We start from the raw sequence: 18198 nt of genomic DNA on the forward strand, positions 1-18198 counted from the left end.
GCGTGAAGCCGTCTATATAATGGATTTATTTGGAAAGGATTTGCTCGATTCGCTCCAGCGCTTCGGCGGGGATTTCAACGCCCGATGCCTTCACGTTTTCGGCGACCTGTTCCGGGCGGCTCGCGCCGATCAGCGCGCTGGCCACGTTCGGCTGGCGCAGCACCCAGGCGAGCGCAAGCTGGCTCATCTTGAGGCCAAGCTCGTCCGCTATGGCGCCGAGTTCCTGCACCTTCGCGATTTTCGCTTCGCTGATCTGCTCTTCCTTCCAGTTGAGCTTGGCGGCGCGGCTGCCTTCCGGCGCTTGTCCCGCCGTTTTGTATTTTCCCGTCAGCAGGCCCTGCGCAAGCGGCGAATACACGACTTGGCCGATCCCTTTGGCTTCGCCGAGCGGAATGACTTCCTTTTCGATGTCCCGGTTGAACATATTGTACACCGGCTGGTTCACGACGATCCGGTCCAGCAGGTAACGATCGGCCGTGCCGAGCGCCGCTTCCATTTGAGCCGCCGTCCACATGCTGACGCCGATATACAGCACCTTGCCTTGGCGCACCAGGTCGTCCATGGCCCGCAGCGTTTCTTCGATCGGCGTTTCCTCATGATAACGGTGGCAGTAATACAGGTCGACGTAATCATGGCCGAGGCGCTTCAGGCTCGCATGGCATTGCTCCATGATATGTTTTCTGGACAGCCCCATGTCGTTCGGGCCATCGCCCATTTTGCCGAATACCTTCGTCGCAAGGACATAGGATTCGCGCGGATACGCTTTCAACGTGTTGCCTAGCAGCTCCTCGGCCGCGCCGCGTTCGTATACGTTGGCCGTGTCAAAAAAATTGATGCCCAGATCGTAAGCCGTCTGAATCGCCTTGACCGCGTTCTCCTGCTCCACGTACCCCCCGTACGTCAGCCAGCTGCCCAAGCTGATTTCGCTTACCTTAAGCCCGCTTTTCCCCAGTCTCCGATACTTCATCGTCACAAGCAAAACCTCCCCGTCGGATTATTCTTCCTCCCATATTGTAAACAACCGCGGTTTCGATGGAAAGCGTGTCGGTTTCATTTCTGAAAAATATGGAAATAAATATGGTGTTGAATATGATGAGGAGGATACGCCATGCGTCAATCAGATTCCTTTTCCCGGCATTTGCCGCAGTTCCCTGAATCCCTGTGGAGAGCAACGACCGAATTGCCTTCCTTCCCGCGTTTGGACGAGGATATCGAGGTCGATGTCGCGATCGTCGGCGCGGGGATCGTCGGCATAACGACCGCCTACCTGCTGTCGAAGCAGGGGGTGAAGGTGGCCGTGCTGGAGGCAGGCGTCATTTTAAACGGCACGACCGGACATACCACGGCCAAAATTTCCGCCCAGCACGGAAAAATTTATGACGAACTGCTGAACCATTTCGGCAAAGAAAATGCGCAAATGTATTACAAAGCCAATATGGATGCCAAAGCGTTTATTTTGAACACGGCGAACGAGCTCGGCATCGAATGCGATCTCAGGCCGGAAAGCGCCTATATCTACGTCGAAAAAACCGATGACCTCCAAGGGTTGCAAAAAGAGTTCGACGCCTACATCAAACTCGGCATTCCCGGACAATGGAGGGACGAGCTCCCGATTCCGCTGAAGGTCAAAGGCGCGATCGAAATGCCTGACCAGGGCCAATTCCATCCGCTGCATTACTTAAAGCCGCTGGTCGAGGAAAGCGTGAAAAACGGCGCGAAGATTTATGAGCATACGACGATTACCCGGCTTGAAGACGACGGGCCTCCGTATACGCTCAGCGCTTATCACGGCAAAGCCAAGGTGCGCTGCCGCCGGATCGTGTCGGCTTCCCATTTCCCGTTTCTGGACAAAAAAGGGCTCTATTTCGCCCGGCTGCATGCCGTCCGTTCGTATGCCGTGGCATTCAGGCCGGAACGGCCGTTTCCCGGCGGCACGTACCTGAGCGTAGGAAACGCGACGCCCAAACGCTCTTTGCGTACCGCAAGCTATAACGGCGAGGATCTGATCATTGCCGGCGGGGAAAACCATAAGACGGGTCAAAGCATTCGCACGTATGAGCGCTATGAGCAGCTCGAAAAGTTCGGCTCGGAGCTGTTCGGCATCAAGGAAATTCCGTTCCGCTGGTCGGCGCAGGATTTGGAGACGCTCGACAAAGTGCCGTACATCGGGCAGCTTACCGAAGGCGACGACGGGATTTATGTCGCAACGGGCTTCTATAAATGGGGCATGACCCAAGGCACGCTGTCGGGCATGATTCTTTCCGATCTCATTGTAGGAAAGCCCAATCCTTATGCGCTGCTCTATAACCCTTCGCGCTTCAAAGCGGATCCGTCGGTCAAAAACGTGGTCGTGCAAAACGCGGACGTGGCCAAACATTTCATCGCGGGCAAGGTCGGCCTGATTCAGCGGAAAGCGGACGATCTCCAACCCGGCGAAGGCGGCGTCATTTCCTATGACGGCCGGCGGGCCGGCGGCTACCGGGACGACGAAGGCAATCTGTATATCGTGGACACGACATGCTCCCATATGGGCTGCGAAGTGGAGTGGAACGATGGCGAGCGCAGCTGGGACTGCCCGTGCCACGGCTCGCGGTATACGTATGAGGGCGAAGTCATTGAAGGGCCGGCAACGAAACCTTTGGACAAGCTGGAAAAACGAATATAAGCGGCCATTTCGGTCAATGCAAAGAAAAAGCGTTCTCCCTTGCCAAACGCGGCGGTCGGGAACGCTTTTTTATATTGGACGGGCTGTCTGCGGGCATGCGTTAATTTCCACAGGCAACCTTTTTAGGGAAAATTCGTTTATGATTAGGAGAAGAAAAAGCAGCGTTTCCTTCCATGCTGCCAAAAAGGAGAAATAGGATGAAAAGCACCCCATTCATGTTGCGGACGGCATTCGGCATCATCGCAACCGCAGCCGCGCTGTCTTTAACCGCCTGCTCCGGACAAGGCGCAAGCGAACCGCCCGCCGCCAAATCTTCGGAACGGCCCGTCGCCGTGCAAAACAGCCATGCCGAGGCCGGCACCGCTGCCAAAAAGCAGGAAACGCCGGAAGAAGCCTTCTACGCCGCGTATAAGGAAAGCTCGTCCGATCGGGACAAAATCGAAAACATGATGAGCCGCATCACCGGTTTGGATTGGAAAACGTATCGGGAGCTCCGGAAAGACGTTCCCCTTATGGACGAAACGCTGGGCTATCTATATAGAAACCGCAGCATGATCAAGCCGGAACATTACAAGGCGGTGTTCTCGGCCACCCGCAATCTGGACGGCGCAGGGAGCGAAAGTTACGCCGCCCTTGCGAGCGAACTGTTTTGGACGGACAAAAAAGCCGCGATCCAAGCTTTGTCCGGCATGGACGATCCGAAACGGCGGCAATCGGTCATCGGCTTGATCGCCTATGGCTTAAGTTATAAGGATGCCACACAGGTTCAAAAAGAAATCGAGGCATGGCAAGCCGGCGCCGAACTGACTTCGGCCGAACAGCAAATCGTTCAAAGCTTGCTCGAGGCCGTCAAAGATCCTTATTAAAGAAATTCCCGGCCCATACATCTGCCACGGTTTCATCCCCGTGTCGATCTAGTACGGCCGCTCCTGATAAAAGAAATTGGGATATACGATCGTATTGTCGTAAGATTGGTGAAAAATATGGGTCGTCGCCGGGGACACCGGCGGGATGAGCCAATTCCAGTACCCCGTCAGCTTCCGGCCGCATTGGGCCTCCCGCTGCTCGAACAATTGGAACTGGGCCGCCGCGGTATGGTGATCCACCATGCTGACGCCTGCCCGTTTGTACGAATGCAGCACGGCCACATTCATTTCGACCAGGGCGCGGTCGCGCCAAAGCGAGGTTTCGCTTGCGGTTTTTAGTCCCATCACCTCTGCCACCTGCGGCAAAACGTCGTAGCGGTTCGTATCCGCAAAATTGCGGGCCCCGATCTCCGTCGCCATGTACCAGCCGTTAAAAGGCGCCGCCGTATAATGAATGCCGCCGATGACCAGCTCCATATCGGAGATGAGCGGCACGGCATACCAGCGCAGTCCCAACTCCCCGAAGGCGGGATAATCCGGATGCGTCAGCGGAACCTCCAGCACCAGCTCATCCGGGATCGAATACAGTGCCGGCTTCCGGCCCTCCGCCTGGATAACGAGAGGAAGGACGTCAAACCGCGTGCCTTTGCCCTGCCATCCCATCTTCAGGCATACGTCCGTAAACGGCACCGAAGCGGGGTCGCCGACGATCCCGCCTTCCGTCCGGTACCCCGCATACCGGATCAGCTGGTGATTCCAGATGCGCACGCCGCTCCCGGTCGGCCCCGCAGGTTTGAACACCGATATCGTCGGCACGATTTTGCCGCCGTTGGTCGCGGTCTCGATATGCTCCAGCAGCGCCGAATGGATGTCGTCCGCATGGGCCAAATGGCGCCGGTCCCGCACCACCATCGAATCCCAGAACAGTCGGCCGATGCAGCGGTTGCTGTTGCGCCAAGCCATTTTGGCCCCATGCTCCAGCTCCTCGAACGTATGCCCGTAGGTACCGGTCAAACCGATTTCCTTTTTGATTTCCTTCAGCCTGCCGTCCGCTTCCTGCTCCGTTTTTCCAAGTTCGGCATAACAAACCCGTATAAAATCCTCCGCTTCCTGCAGCAGAACGTTACGATCCGTCATTTTCCATCATCCTTATGCTCCGTCTACTATGTGTTCGTACCTATTATAGCCTTGAAGAAGGCTGCAGGACCACGGCAAACTTGATATCTTCGTGAACTTGCATCCCCGTTTTAAGCTTCCGTGCGCACGGAACGCTCCTTCGCTGCGGCCGGTCTGGACGTCCAAAACGCAAATCGTCCCAGCAGGGCCGTAATCGCCGGCACCAGGAACGGACGGACGATAAACGTATCCAGGAGCACGCCCACCGCCGTAATGATGCCGAATTGGACGAGAACCTGGATCGGCAGCGACGCCAGCACCGCAAACGTTCCCGCCAAAATGAGCCCGGCGGAGGTGATGACCGAACCGGTCTCCCCGACCCCTTCCTTGATCGCCTGCTTGAAAGGCATCTCCTTTCGCTTTTTCCAAATGCTCGAAATCATAAAGATGTTATAGTCTTCGCCGAGCGCCACCAGGAACACGAACGAATAAAGCGGAATGGCGCTTTGGATGGCATCGGCTCCAAGGCCGTAATGGATAATGATCCAGCCGAGGCCCAGCGCCGAAAAATAAGACAAAATGACCGTCAGCACAAGGTAAACGGTAGCCGTCACCGAACGCAAATAGACCAGCAGAAGCAGCGTGATCATGCCGATCACCACCGGAATGATGACCATCGTATCCCGGTCTCCCGTCTCCCTCGTGTCGTATTGGGTCGCCGTTTGGCCGCTGATCCACACGCGGTCCGCCGGCGAGGCGATTCCCGCTTCCTGCAGCGCTTGCTCCGCAATGCCGCGAAGCTCGGGGATGAGTTCGATCGCCTCCGGCGAATACGGATTCATGTTCAATTCGATATCGTAGGCGAGTATATCGGCGTTTCTTTCTCCTTGTTGCGGCTTGGACACGCTGCTGACAAAGGGCAGGCCTTTCAGTTTTTCGCCCAGCACATCCCCTTGGCCGCCGGTGTTCGCCATCAGCTTAACGGGAGCAAGCGTACCCGGGGAGAATTGTTTGCCGATCAGGTCGTATCCTTCCCGCGAAGCCATGTTTTTCGGGAAAGAAGACATGATGTCGTTGGTGAACTTCACTTGGCTTGAAAAGACGGCGAGCCCTCCGAGGACGACCAGCGTGACGACGACGATCAGCCACGGTTTCGTGACGACCCAGCGTCCGGCAAAGCTCTCCTTTTTCGGCTTCGGAGCAGGAATAGCTTTGCCCTTCCGCCGGGCACGTGCTTCCTCCATCTCCGGCGTCCGCGGAACGAACGGATAAAACGAAGCGCGGCCAAAGACCGCCAGCAGCGCGGGAACCAGCGTCAAACTTGCGATGACCATCACCAGGATGGATACGCTGAACGGCACGGCAAAGCGGTGATAGGCGCCGTATTTGGCCAGCAATAGCGCAAACAGCGACAGCACCACGGTAAACCCGCTCATGGCGATGGCCCCGGAGGTTTCGGTAATGGCCCGGACCAGCGCCTTGCCTTTGCTTGCCTCCTCCTTCAGCAGATGGCGGAAATGAGAGATCAGGAACAGGCAGTAATCCGTCCCGGCGCCGAACAGGAGCACCGTCATGATCGACACCGCCTGCGAATCGACGGTAATCCAGCCTTTGGCCGCCATCAGGCCCAGCAGCGGACTGATCGCTCCGTATGCAAAACCTACCGCCACGATCGGGATCAATGCCAAAATCGGAGAACGGTAAATCAGCAGCAAAATGACCAGGACCAACAGAACGGTCGCCATCATCAGCTTAAAGTCGGCGTTTTTGAACAGCCCGGACGCATCGATGGAAATGCCGACCGGACCCGTCACGCGGGCGCTGAGCTCGGTGCCGGAGTCCACCCCCGCCGCAAAGGGATCGGTTCCGAACGTTTTGGCCGCCTGCTCCTTCAGCAGCTCGGCCCCTTCCTTCAGCTGGTCGCTGCTCGCGGTGCTGCTGAAAAGAACGGGCGTCACCAGCGTGCTTCCATCTTTGGAGAGCTGCGCCGTCAGAGCCTGTGCAGGGACCTGATCCAGCGGCGGGACAAACTCTTGATAAGGGACAGGCGAAGCCCCGAGCCCGGCGTACAGCTGCTGGATCAGCTCGAGATCCTCGTTTTTGATGCCGCCTTCCCGATGCCAAACGATCAGGGCCGGAACGCTTGAGCTGCCGAATTGCTCCGCGGCGATCTTTTCCGCCTGAACGGACGGGGTGTCCTCCCGCAAATTGGCGGCGTTGTTTTTCACCTCTTTGTTGACCATCGGCCATAAGGAACTAAGCACGCCCACGACGATCATCCAAACCGCCAGCATAACCCATTTGCTCCGTTTTCCGGCAACGAACCGCCCAAATCCCGATTTTTGTTCCATAATCTCCTCCTCACCCTGGTCCGGGCGTACATGGTATAGTGTGTGTATGTATGACCTTGAAGTGTTATGATTCATAGAGCATTCCCTTAAACCATACGCTCCTACAATAATTAAATATACCGGAAGGTTAATTATTGAACAAGCATTTTCAACGGAGGTAACCATGAACCATTCCGAGCAGCCAACCAAAACGAAACGTCCTCCCGGCCGTCCGAAACGGCAGGAACATGAAGAGGCGACCAGCGAGTTTATTTTGAAGACCGCTTCCGACCTGTTTATGGAATACGGTTATGAACCGATATCGCTGAAGCAAATTGCCGAAGCATGCGGGATCACCAAGGCAGCCATCTACTACCATTACGAAAATAAAGCGCAGCTCTTCACCGCGGCCGTCACGGCCATGATGGAGAGAGCGCGGAAGACGTCGGAGGAAATCATGCAGCAGCGGGACCTGCCGTTATACGACCGGCTTGTCATGTTGGCGGAACGCAAGCTTCGCTTCCCGCACGGCGATTTCGAGACCATCCTGCGCAAAGCGTCGGATGCGCTGACCAAAGAGCAGCTGGAACGCATCCGCCGGAGCGAGGAAAGCATTCATCACGTTCTGACGGTCAGCTTCACCGAAGCGATCCGGAAAGAAGAGGTCCGACCGCTGCATCCGCTGCTGATGGCCCATACGCTGGCCTCGATGCTGATGCTCGGCAACCGCGAGGTGGCCAATGACATTCAACCGTCGCCCCAGGAGCTTGCCCGCGACATCATCGAAATGTTCTGGAACGGCGTCGGCATGGAGCCCAAACCCCGGTCAGACGAGCCTAAATAAAAGGCATCCGTTCAACCGAACCTCCTCCTCTTCGCTTGCATAAGGTATATTAGCCCATCAAGTTGGAGAGGAGACCAGTCCCTTGAATCTATACGGAGCCTACTACCGGCCCTCAACGAGTCCCGACGCCGCGCTGGCCGGAGATCTGATCAAAGCCATCAATGGCGAATTTAGCTCGGTAACCTGTTACGAGCAATTGGCGAAACTCGCCCCATCGGAGAATGCCAGAAAACGCATTTTGGAAATTCGCGACGACGAAGTGAGGCATCTGCGATTTTTCCAGCAAGCATACCGGCACCTGACCGGTCAAACCCATACCCCCGTTCAAACGGAGGCCTGCCCGAGGGAATACAGGGAAGGTTTGATATCTTCGTTTCTCGATGAGCAGGAAACCGTCGATTTTTATTTGAAAATGTCCGACCGGGCACAGGATCCTGCCCTGAAGGACACGCTCCGCCGCATCGCCATGGATGAACAAAATCACGCCGTCTGGTTCCTGTACCTGTTGAATCAGGGTTAGGACGGAACCGAAAAAGAGGCTTTCCTCCGGGAAAGCCTCTTTCATTCAACATTCACTAGGCGATGTCGGCCTCCATCTCGGCCTGCCGGACCCGGCTGCGGTAAGCTTCGAGGGATTCGTCGATGATGCTGCTAACCATGACCCTATCCGCCTCGGGAATCAGGGTCAACGCGTAATTCCACGCATTCTCTTCAATTTGGAGAGCCGCCCGCATTCGCGTTCCTTCGCTGAGGCGCATATCCTCCGTTAGTTCGCTCAACGAGGACAGATCCGGATCTGCCGCATGTCCAAGCTCATGGGCCAGCACAATCGCAAAATATTCCTCCACCCGTTCAAGGGAGCCGAACATCTGCATGCACTGCTCCTCAATCACCCCGGTATACATCGTAACGCTTCTGGAATGCATGCCGAACTTCCCGCCGACCAGACGCCCGCCATCAAAACGGGATTCAAGCCGAACGGCAACATCAACCTTCGACCGCTCCAGCAGCCGCCTAGCGATCTGATTTAAGCGTAAGATCTCCAATTCCCTATCTTTGTCCCCTTTTTCATCGAAATACACAATAGCCATTATAAGAGGAATCGGCAAGAATGCAACAAGTTAGCAAGCACTTTATGCCCCGGTTTGCAATTCCTCGGCTTCCTTAGGTTTGGAGGACAAGACCTCTTTCTTCAAAAACCAGCACAATATGAACACGATGATCATCGCGGCAAAGGAGTACATGTAGATATACTGGAACGACTCTACGAACATCGTTTTTACCGTCGTGACCAGATTTGGCGGAAGATCTTTAGGGATCCCGCCTGCAGCCAAATCGTGCATATGTCCTTTGACGCTCTCAGGCAGCTGCGAGCCTAAGCTTCCTATTTTCGAAATGAGCGTCGACGATAAAAGATTGCCGAACAAACTTACTCCGATGGTGGCGCCAATCGTTTGAAATAAGGGAACGGTTGCCAAGGCAACCCCTGTGTGCTCCTTTTCAACAGACTCCTGTACAATCAAGTTATCGCTGCCGAACAGGACGCCCATGCCAAGGCCCGAGATCACGAAGAACATGATAATCTGCATGATGGTCGTATCCATATTGATATGCGAAAAGAAATAGAAGCCGATAACCGGCAGGATAAATCCGATGCCGAAAATTTCGCGGTAGCGAACCTTCGTCAACAAAAATCCGCAAACCATGGACGAAGCGACGGCGCCAACCATCATGGGCAGCTGCAAATAGCCGGATTCCGTCGGCGTGAGCCCTAACACATTTTGCCCGAAATACGGAAACGACGAGAAGGCACCCATGAGCCCAAGACCCACGATAAATACGATCATGGATAAAACCACTATATTGCGGTTCTTGAATAGATGCAGCGGAACGATCGGTTCCTTTACCTTGGACTCAACCCATACAAAGATTCCAAACAACGCAGCTCCTACGACGAGTATGCTTACAATAAGCGGTGAGTCCCAAGCATATCCGTTATTTTGAACGAGCACCGGCGTGATTAACAGCGATACGATCGAAGCGACCAATAGAATGGCCCCGCCCCAGTCGATAGCCACTTTCTTCGCCTGCTTCGACTCGCGAAGTCCGCTTGCCAAAAAGATCGCCGCAATCACTCCGACCGGGATGTTCACGAAAAAGATCCAATGCCAGCTCACTTGGTCGACGAAAAATCCGCCCATCAATGGTCCGAGCAGCATGGGAATAAACATGACCGGCCCCATCAAACCTTGCACTTTAGCACGCTGCTCCACCGGAAAGAGATCGCTTGATATCGTCATCGCTAGCGGCATCAAACCGCCGGCGCCGATCCCCTGTATGCCGCGCCCAACCAATAATAAGGTCATCGAATGCGATAAACCGCACACGATGGAGCCGCCGATAAATAAGGCCATGCATATTAAATAAACCTTTTTTCGGCCATACAGGTCCGCCAATTTCCCTAGAATCGGCATGAACGCCGACATCGCCAGCATGTAAATCCCGGCTACCCATCCATAGAGGGACAGTCCGCCGAGCTCGCGGATGATCGTCGGCATCGCGGTACTGACGACCGTTTCGTCCAATTCTGAAAATATAATTCCTATGAGTAGGCCGATCATGACAAGGACTTTGTGATTTTTCTTCTCCAGGGTCCCCTGACCGCCCTTTAACACATTTTCCATTTTGTATAGCTCCTTTCCTTTGGTACCACGATTATAAAAGAGCTATATGAACTGAATATGAACTGAAAATATTTCAGAAAAAAAGGGGCTCCCGGCTGCCCATAGACTGGACGCTTTGAAAAAAGGTGTCTGGGCTATGGGTACTTAAGACCAGGGCAGCCATACAAGCCCGACCTTTCAGAAACTGCTCAAGAAGTACAAGCTTGGTCAGTCGATGTCCAGACGAGGTAACTGTCGGGATAACGCCCCTCAGGAATCCTACTTCGGCCATCTTAAAGACCATGTTGACCACCAAAGCTGTAAAACCTTATAGAGCCTCAAACAGAAAGTATCCGATACATACGGTACTACAATAACCACAAATATCAGTGGGGACGTAAAAAAGATGACCCCTGTACAGTACAGGAATCATCTTTTATCCGCGGCTTAAAAACCACAAGCCTTTTTTATAAGTGTCCTTGACAAAGGGGACAGTTCAGGTCTTCCTCCGTCTTTTCACATCCAATTTTTCTGACTGGTCCCTATGGCCCAAGCCTCCACAATATTCTAACGGACCTCACAACCGCTAAGTGGTTAAGAAAAGCCGGTTTAAAAGTCTAACGGTTATCTCTGCGCTTAATTCCTTCGAAACACTTCTAAAAAGAAGCTTTTTCAAGAAATAGCCGCACCTGTAACCGTTAAAAAACAAATTTATCGGCTTTGCCCTCAATAACGGCGACTGCAACCGTTAGAGTCGCGGGTGCGTATGATTGTTGCTGTTCCTTGAAAAAAGGTACAGTTCAGCGTGGAGTGCCCTCTCTTCTTTTTGGCGATGAAATTTCACATGATGCTTAGAATGCCGCTTTAAAATATCGTGACGTATTTTCCGTAAACAAAGGCCGTTTTTCCTTGGTAAACGACTTTCACCCAGCCGTACGGCGCCGTTCCCGTCACTTCAAGCACAGTTCCTTTCGGAGCCGCACCCAAAATTTTCGCCTTGGCGGAAGCCCCCGCCCGAATGTTCAGGTATTCGGCCGTAATTTTCGCCTGCTTGCCGGAGGATGGCTTCGCAGCAGGTTTTGCCGGTTTTACAGGTTTAACAGGTTTAGCAGGCACCGGTTTCTCCGCCGGTTTGGTCGATGGCTTTTCCGCCTCCGGTTTGGCCGGCTTGCCCGGTTTTTCGGCAGGTTGCTCCGGCTTCGCAGCCGCTTTGCGCGCCTCGTTCAGCTTATGGTACAGCTCGCCGGTCGTTTTGACGCCGGCCAGCAGCGCCGGATCGACGCCCGCTTTTGCAGCCAATGAGGCTGCGTCTTCCGCCTTGACCGGATCAAGGATATTGATGGAAGCGATGTTGGTATATTTGCCGTCCGGCGTGGTCGGCACGCTCAAAATGCCTGCGTTCATCAGCTCCACCACATCCGCGCGTTCCTTTGCGGTCGTGTCGACGCCGATGATGTTCCAATTGTTTTGCAATTTTGCTTCATATTTGCCGTTCGCGACCTCTTTCAGATAGCGGATGGAAAGATTGCGGATCGTACCGCCGGTTTCCCCGTAGGCGCTTTCCGCTTTCGACGTCCACAGCTTTTCGAACTTGCGCCCTTCCAGCGCCCCGCCTTTGGCCACCAAGGCGTCCATGCGGTAAGCGTTCATGCCGAGCGTGAGCGTTTCGTCCATTTGGATCGGCGTGCCGTCCAGATGTCTCAGGTTGGTGATCCGGCTGCCGTAAGGTTTGGACAAATCGATGACGTATTTGACGCCCCCGAAGAAATCGTTGGTGCTGTATTTGGAGGATCGGCGTTTTTCATCGAAGCTGACCGTCACGTCGCCCGGACGGGTGCTGTTGAAATAGCCTGCCGCCCATTCCATGTAGTCTTTTAAGTCCTTGCCGGTGACTTTATAGTTGGTGACCTCGCCGAGCGCGAACTGATAGTTGTAGGCGATGTCCTTTTTGCGGATCGGACCGACGTCCAGCCTTGCTTTATCATTGTCGATCTGATGCGCAACGACGTCCGCTTTGCTGTAATGCAGCATGACTTCGCTGAAAAAGTCGGACAGCGGCGTCTCCTGAACCTGTACGGCCGGAATGCCCTTGATCTCGTTTTCCGGGACCATATTGCGCTTTCCGACCAGTTCGCCGACCACGATATTGGCGTCCTTGCGGGCGAATTCATGGTAAGGCAGCAGCTCTTTTTCCAGATCCGGGTCGGAAACCGCCGGGGTGCCGTCTTCGCCTTTGACCGGAATGGCCGTGGCCGTTTTGTCTTTCAGCACCATTTTGCCGCCTTGATTGACGAAGGTGAGATCGATTCGGGACACATGCGTTCCATATTTGTCGGGTTCGCCGATCAGGACGCCGTTGACCGTCGCGCTTTTCACCAGCTTGTGCATATGGCCCGCAAAAATGGCGGTCAGCTCCGGCACTTCATTGGCGATATCGGTGACGCCCGTTCCCGGAAGTGCATTTTCGTTTTCCAATCCCATGTGCATCAAGCCGATCATGACGTCGACTTTGCCTTCCAGCTCTTTGACGGCCTTTTTCGTTTCGTCGATCGGATTTTTGACGACCAGCCCGTTCAGGTGATCGGTGTCTTTCTCGAAGTCGGTGATGAGCGGCGTCGTCATCCCGATAATGCCGACCTTGATGCCGCCTCTTTCGACGATCGTCGTGGCCGGAAGGAACCGCTCCCCGTTTTCTTTGTATACGTTCCCTGCCAGCTTCGCCGCTTTGAATTGCCCCGCGACTTTGTCGAAGGTATCGAGGCCGAAGTTGAACTCATGATTGCCCATGGCCCAGGCATCGTATCCCATCTCGTTCATCGCGACCATCATCGGCGATTTCGGCTGGTCATTGAACAGCTCCGCGGAGTTGTCCTGAATGACGTCGCCCGCATCGAGCAGGATCGTGTTCGGGTTTTCGGCGCGAACCTTTTTGATCAAGGTGTACAGCTGGGTAAAGCTGCCGTTCGTGTTGGCCGTGTCCATCGCGTAGTCCCACGGCATGAACCGTCCATGGACGTCGGAGGTCGCCAGCAGCGTGATGTGCGTCTGCTGGTCTTCGGCGGCCTTCGCTTTTGCCGGCTGGAAACCCGCTGCGCCGGACAACGCAAGCGTGGCGGCCAGGGCCAGCCCCGTCAGCCTTTTGAAGCGGCTTTTCATGTTAAGCATGTTGGAGTCCCCTTTTCTCTTTATTCTTTTTTTGGAAAAATGGTAGCGCTATCAAAAGTTTTCCAAAGGCTCATTTTAATCTAAAAAAAACCATCCGTAAACCTTTAGGCGCAAAAAAACTCCTCCCGCATGCCTTGAATTCTGCGGCGGTGACTCCGTTATTTTACAGGGTTCCCAAAATGGGAATCCCTTGTAATTCCCCAAAAAAAAGAACGCCCCGTATATTCGGAGCGTTCATCATTTATAGATGATGCGTAAATCTAGAAATCTCTTTCTCCCGCATCAGCCTGCATGCTGCGCTTTTCCGCCCGTAAACTGGCTGTTGTACAGATCGGCGTAGAAGCCGCCTTTCGCCAGCAGTTCCTCGTGCGTGCCCTTTTCGATGACGCTGCCGCCGTTCATGACCAAAATCAAATCGGCGTCGCGGATCGTGGACAGGCGGTGCGCGATGACAAAGCTGGTGCGGCCCTTCATCAGCTCGTTCATCGCTTTTTGGATATACACCTCGGTCCGGGTATCGACGCTGCTTGTCGCTTCGTCGAGAATCAGGATCGACGGGTCGGCCAAAATGGCGCGGGCGATCGTCAGCAGCTGCTTCTGCCCCTGCGAAATGTTCGAAGCTTCCTCGTTGAGGACCGTATCGTAGCCGTCCGGCAGCGTCCGGATAAAATGGTCGGCATGGGCCGCTTTCGCCGCCTCCACCACTTCCTCCTCGGTCGCGCCGCTGCGGCCGTAAGCGATATTTTCGCGGATCGTGCCGTTAAACAGCCATGTATCTTGCAGCACCATCCCGAAAATGCTCCGCAGGTTGCCGCGCTTCAGCTTCGTGATATTGACGCCGTCGATCGTAATCGCGCCGTCATTGATTTCATAGAAACGCATCAGCAGGTTGATGAGCGTCGTTTTGCCGGCGCCGGTCGGCCCGACGATCGCAATCGTCTGCCCCGGCTTGACGTCGATGTTCATGTCCTCGATCAGCGTTTCGCCTTCTTTGTAGCCGAATTTTACGTGCTCGAAGGCGACCGCGCCTGTCGGTTTGTTCAGTTCGACCGCATCGGCCGCTTCCGGCACCTCCTCCTGCTCGTCGAGGAGCTCGAAGACGCGTTCCGCGGAAGCGATCGTTGACTGAATGATGTTGGCGATATTCGCCGTCTGCATGATCGGCTGCGTGAACTGTCTCGCGTATTGAATGAAGGCCTGCACGTCCCCGATGGTGATCGTTTTATGCGTGACGAAAATGCCGCCGACGACGCAGACCAGCACGTAACCGATGTTGCCGATAAAGGACATCATCGGCATGATCATGCCGGAGATGAACTGGGCTTTCCAGCCTGAATGGTACAGCTTGTCGTTGATTTCGTTGAACGTCGCCACGGACTCGTCCTCGCGGCCGAACGCCTTGATGATTTTATGGCCGGTGTACATTTCCTCGACATGCCCGTTCAGCTGGCCGAGGGAACGTTGCTGGCCCATAAAATGCTTCTGGGACCGCGATGCGATCATCCGGATCACGATAAAGCTCAGCGGCAGCGTCACGATCAGAATGAGCGTCAGCCAAGGGCTGATCGTCAGCATCATCACGATGACCCCGACCAGGGTGACGATCGACGTCATCAGCTGCGTCAAGCTCTGCTGCAGCGTCGTGCTGATGTTGTCCACGTCGTTGGTCGCGCGGCTGAGAATTTCGCCATGCGTTTTCGAATCGAAATATTTGAGCGGCAGCCGCGACAGCTTGCGGTTGATCTGCTCGCGCATGTCGTACACGACCTTTTGCGCCACGCCGGCCATCAAATACTGCTGCGCATAACTGAACACGGCGCTGAACAGATACAGCCCGATCAGCCAGAGCAAGATTTCCGTAATGTAGCCGAAATCGATGGAAGCGCCCGGCACGTGTTGCGTTTTGGCCAGGATGCCTTCAAACAGCGTGGTGGTCGCCTCTCCCAAAATTTTCGGGCTGACGATGCTGAACACGGTGCTGAGGATCGCCATCAGGAAGATGACCGCCAGCGTCACGCGGCGCGGCCGCAGATAGCCCAGGAGCCTGCGCAGCGTGCCTTTAAAATCTTTGGCCTTTTCGGCCGGCATCATCTGTCCGGGGTGGCCGCCGGGATGGCGCGGGCCCGGAGGCCGGCTTCCGGGATGTTTTCTGTGTTCGCTCATGCGATCTCCTCCTCCGACAGCTGCGAGGATACGATTTCACGGTATACGTCGCAGGTTTCCATCAGCTCGCGGTGTTTGCCGATGCCGGCCACGCGCCCTTCGTCCAGCACGATGATCCGGTCGGCATCCATGACCGTGCTGGCCCGCTGGGCCACGATCAGAACGGTTGCGTCCCCCGTCACTTCCTTCAGCGCTGCGCGCAGCTTGGCGTCCGTCTTGAAGTCAAGCGCGGAGAAGCTGTCGTCGAACAAATAAATCTCGGGTTTTCGGACGAGCGCCCGGGCGATGGACAAACGCTGCTTCTGCCCGCCGGACACGTTGGTTCCGCCTTGGGAAATCTCGGACTCGAAACCGTCCTTCATCTTGGAAATAAACTCGGTCGCCTGCGCGATGTCCGCGGCCCGGCGCAGCTCCTCGTCGGTTGCGTCGGCTTTGCCGTAGCGGAGGTTGTCCGCGATCGTGCCCGTAAACAGGACCGCCTTTTGCGGGACATAACCGATTTTGGCGCGAAGCTCCTCTTGGGTCATCTCCTTGACGTCCCGGCCGTCCACCAGCACGCTGCCGCTTTCCGCATCGTAAAAACGCGGGATCAAGCTGAGCAGCGTCGATTTGCCGGAACCGGTGCCCCCAATGATCGCGGTCGTTTCGCCCGGTGCGGCGCTAAAGGAAATTTGGCGAATCGCCGGCTGCTCGGCGCCCGGGTAACTGAACGTCACATCCCGGAACTCGAGATAACCGCGTTTCTCCGTTTCTTTGCTTTCGGCGGCCGGTGCGGCGGGATCGACGATTTGCGGCTCCATGTCCAGCACTTCGTTGATCCGGGTCGCCGACGCGGATGCGCGGGGCACCATCACGAAAATGACCGATACCATGATCAGCGAAAACATGATCTGCATCGCGTACTGGATAAACGCCATTAATGCGCCGACCTGCATATGGCCCTCGCTGATCCGGATGCCGCCGAACCAGACGATGGCGATCGTCGAGAAGTTCATGACGAGCATCATGATCGGCATCATGGCCGCCATGATTTTGTTGACTTTGACCGCCGTTTGCGTCAAATCGTAGTTGGCTTCATTAAAACGCTTCTGTTCATGTTCGATGCGGTTAAAGGAACGGATGACGCGTATGCCGGTCAAGTTCTCGCGCAAAACGCGGTTCAGCTTATCCAGCTTGACCTGCATCGCTTTAAAGAGCGGCAGCCCTTTGCCCGCAATGATGAAAATGGCCCCGGCCAGCACCGGCACGATCACGACGATCACGAGCGACAGCGTCGCATCCTTCGAAACGGCCATAATGATCCCGCCGATGCACATCATCGGGGCGCTGATCATCATCCGCAGAATCATCGTCAGCACCTGCTGCATTTGCGTAATGTCGTTGGTCGTGCGCGTGATCAGCGAGGCGGTGCCCAGCTTATCGAATTCCTGCAGCGAAAAATGCTGGACATGCCGAAAGACGCGGCTGCGCAAATTTTTGGCGAAACCGCCCGCCACCTTGGCCGACAGGTAACTGGCTCCGATGGAGCAAAAAGCCCCGCCCAAGGCCACCAGCAGCATAAAGCCGCCGATTTTCCAAATATAAGGGATATCTCCGTGCGTGATGCCTTTGTCCACGATGTCGGACATCAGCGTAGGCAAATACAGGTCCGACATCGATTGGATGAACACGAGCAAAAAAACGAACAGAATCGGCCCTCTGTAAGGCTTCAAATTCCGAAACAGCTTCAGCATGTCGGCACTTCACCTCCATCCGATGAATCATCCTTCTTTTTGCTTTCATAATACTTATAGGCCTTGTTCAGCAGCTCGGACAGCTTCTCGCTCTCCTCGATGCCCAGGTAATCGACCAGCCCCCGGAAGGAATGGATCGTCGCCTTGCGGGCTTGCAGAATCACGTCCCGCCCCTCCTCGCTGAGCCTGATCCGCACGACCCTGCGATCGGCCTCATCCGGGGTCCGCTCAATCCATTTTTTCTTCTCCAGCGCTTTGACAAACTGGGTGACGGTCGGAGAGGTGACCCGCAGCATCGAGCTGATCTCGGACACTTTAAGTCCCGGTGCGCCCGGCTCGACATGCCGCATGAGCAGAACCATCAGCCCCATCTCGCTGAGCTTCAATCCTTCGACCACCCGGTGGCGAAATTCGCCCCTGTTAAACCGCATGACCGCCTGAAGCAGCTGGACGACGGTTTCGTGATGCCGATCATGCTCCTGCAGCTCGGGATCCTCGCAGCAAGGTCCCTGCCGGTTGTTGTTATCGCCGTTCATGACGTATATCATCCTCCTTTCCTCAGGTGTGCTATGAAGAATGTTTGCCCGCACAAAAAAATAATTAGGTCACCAATTAAATAGGCAACCTAATTATATATCCGTTCCGATTTTTAT

The 18198-nt window shown here is 55.1% G+C and carries 13 protein-coding genes and 1 pseudogene; 5 read left to right on the forward strand and 9 right to left on the reverse strand.

Annotated features, from left to right (window positions below; genetic code table 11):
* Positions 1-25: 25 nt before the first annotated feature.
* Positions 26-967, reverse strand: coding sequence for an aldo/keto reductase family protein (locus MKY58_RS25745; RefSeq protein ID WP_036706450.1), 942 nt, complete (start codon positions 965-967; stop codon positions 26-28).
* 141 nt (positions 968-1108) lie between these two features.
* On the opposite strand from MKY58_RS25745, the gene MKY58_RS25750 reads away from it, so the two are divergent.
* Both MKY58_RS25750 and MKY58_RS25755 read left to right on the forward strand, forming a co-directional pair.
* Complete coding sequence (locus MKY58_RS25750) at positions 1109-2665, forward strand: FAD-dependent oxidoreductase (protein WP_212951103.1); 1557 nt, start codon at positions 1109-1111, stop codon at positions 2663-2665.
* A gap of 197 nt (positions 2666-2862) precedes the next feature.
* Complete coding sequence (locus MKY58_RS25755; protein WP_212951105.1) at positions 2863-3531, forward strand: hypothetical protein; 669 nt, start codon at positions 2863-2865, stop codon at positions 3529-3531.
* Positions 3532-3579: 48 nt separating this feature from the next.
* On the opposite strand, the gene MKY58_RS25760 is transcribed toward MKY58_RS25755, so the two are convergent.
* On the reverse strand, positions 3580-4668 hold the full coding sequence (locus MKY58_RS25760) for a nitric oxide synthase oxygenase (protein ID WP_212951107.1): 1089 nt from the start codon (positions 4666-4668) through the stop codon (positions 3580-3582).
* A gap of 110 nt (positions 4669-4778) precedes the next feature.
* Entirely contained in the window at positions 4779-6998 is a 2220-nt protein-coding gene (locus MKY58_RS25765; protein WP_339322606.1) for an MMPL family transporter, read from the reverse strand.
* Between the two features lie 163 nt (positions 6999-7161).
* Between MKY58_RS25765 and MKY58_RS25770 the strand changes: the two genes are divergently transcribed.
* Together MKY58_RS25770 and MKY58_RS25775 are read left to right on the forward strand one after the other, a co-directional pair.
* A complete protein-coding gene (locus MKY58_RS25770) occupies positions 7162-7821 on the forward strand; it encodes a TetR/AcrR family transcriptional regulator (RefSeq protein WP_339322607.1) in 660 nt (219 codons plus the stop codon).
* A gap of 82 nt (positions 7822-7903) precedes the next feature.
* Positions 7904-8341, forward strand: a complete 438-nt coding sequence (locus tag MKY58_RS25775) for a ferritin-like domain-containing protein (protein WP_339322608.1) — start codon at positions 7904-7906, stop codon at positions 8339-8341.
* 55 nt (positions 8342-8396) lie between these two features.
* Here MKY58_RS25775 and MKY58_RS25780 read toward each other — a convergent pair whose 3' ends face one another.
* Together MKY58_RS25780 and MKY58_RS25785 are read right to left on the reverse strand one after the other, a co-directional pair.
* The gene (locus MKY58_RS25780) at positions 8397-8867 is read right to left on the reverse strand and encodes a hypothetical protein (RefSeq protein ID WP_339322609.1); all 471 of its coding nucleotides are present in this window, start codon (positions 8865-8867) and stop codon (positions 8397-8399) included.
* An 87-nt stretch (positions 8868-8954) separates the two neighbouring features.
* Positions 8955-10505, reverse strand: coding sequence for an MDR family MFS transporter (locus tag MKY58_RS25785; protein ID WP_339322610.1), 1551 nt, complete (start codon positions 10503-10505; stop codon positions 8955-8957).
* Between the two features lie 148 nt (positions 10506-10653).
* On the opposite strand from MKY58_RS25785, the pseudogene MKY58_RS25790 reads away from it, so the two are divergent.
* Positions 10654-10935, forward strand: a pseudogene (locus MKY58_RS25790) (IS3 family transposase); the annotation flags it as partial.
* Positions 10936-11348: 413 nt separating this feature from the next.
* Here the strand turns inward: MKY58_RS25790 and MKY58_RS25795 are convergent.
* From MKY58_RS25795 to MKY58_RS25810, 4 genes are all read right to left on the reverse strand, one after another.
* Positions 11349-13649 carry a 5'-nucleotidase C-terminal domain-containing protein gene (locus MKY58_RS25795; protein WP_339322611.1) on the reverse strand — a complete coding sequence of 767 codons (2301 nt, stop codon included), beginning with the start codon at positions 13647-13649 and terminating at the stop codon, positions 11349-11351.
* 282 nt (positions 13650-13931) lie between these two features.
* Positions 13932-15812 carry an ABC transporter ATP-binding protein gene (locus tag MKY58_RS25800; RefSeq protein ID WP_036706264.1) on the reverse strand — a complete coding sequence of 627 codons (1881 nt, stop codon included), beginning with the start codon at positions 15810-15812 and terminating at the stop codon, positions 13932-13934.
* Complete coding sequence (locus MKY58_RS25805) at positions 15809-17545, reverse strand: ABC transporter ATP-binding protein (protein ID WP_212951114.1); 1737 nt, start codon at positions 17543-17545, stop codon at positions 15809-15811. Before MKY58_RS25805 ends, MKY58_RS25800 begins: the two co-directional genes overlap by 4 nt.
* Positions 17539-18081, reverse strand: a complete 543-nt coding sequence (locus tag MKY58_RS25810; RefSeq protein ID WP_052146731.1) for a MarR family transcriptional regulator — start codon at positions 18079-18081, stop codon at positions 17539-17541. Before MKY58_RS25810 ends, MKY58_RS25805 begins: the two co-directional genes overlap by 7 nt.
* Positions 18082-18198 lie beyond the last annotated feature (117 nt).

This window comes from Paenibacillus sp. FSL W8-0194, assembly GCF_037969745.1.
Lineage (GTDB): Bacteria > Bacillota > Bacilli > Paenibacillales > Paenibacillaceae > Paenibacillus_AQ > Paenibacillus_AQ cookii.

What these genes read in the sequence shown, in the direction of transcription:
- MKY58_RS25770 (WP_339322607.1), top strand. Translation starts at nt 7,162, where the DNA reads ATGAACCATTCCGAGCAGCCAACCAAAACGAAACGTCCTCCCGGCCGT.
- MKY58_RS25745 (WP_036706450.1), bottom strand. Translation starts at nt 967, where the DNA reads ATGAAGTATCGGAGACTGGGGAAAAGCGGGCTTAAGGTAAGCGAAATC.
- MKY58_RS25750 (WP_212951103.1), top strand. Translation starts at nt 1,109, where the DNA reads ATGCGTCAATCAGATTCCTTTTCCCGGCATTTGCCGCAGTTCCCTGAA.
- MKY58_RS25810 (WP_052146731.1), bottom strand. Translation starts at nt 18,081, where the DNA reads ATGAACGGCGATAACAACAACCGGCAGGGACCTTGCTGCGAGGATCCC.
- MKY58_RS25760 (WP_212951107.1), bottom strand. Translation starts at nt 4,668, where the DNA reads ATGACGGATCGTAACGTTCTGCTGCAGGAAGCGGAGGATTTTATACGG.
- MKY58_RS25800 (WP_036706264.1), bottom strand. Translation starts at nt 15,812, where the DNA reads ATGAGCGAACACAGAAAACATCCCGGAAGCCGGCCTCCGGGCCCGCGC.
- MKY58_RS25785 (WP_339322610.1), bottom strand. Translation starts at nt 10,505, where the DNA reads ATGGAAAATGTGTTAAAGGGCGGTCAGGGGACCCTGGAGAAGAAAAAT.
- MKY58_RS25795 (WP_339322611.1), bottom strand. Translation starts at nt 13,649, where the DNA reads ATGCTTAACATGAAAAGCCGCTTCAAAAGGCTGACGGGGCTGGCCCTG.
- MKY58_RS25765 (WP_339322606.1), bottom strand. Translation starts at nt 6,998, where the DNA reads ATGGAACAAAAATCGGGATTTGGGCGGTTCGTTGCCGGAAAACGGAGC.
- MKY58_RS25755 (WP_212951105.1), top strand. Translation starts at nt 2,863, where the DNA reads ATGAAAAGCACCCCATTCATGTTGCGGACGGCATTCGGCATCATCGCA.
- MKY58_RS25805 (WP_212951114.1), bottom strand. Translation starts at nt 17,545, where the DNA reads ATGCTGAAGCTGTTTCGGAATTTGAAGCCTTACAGAGGGCCGATTCTG.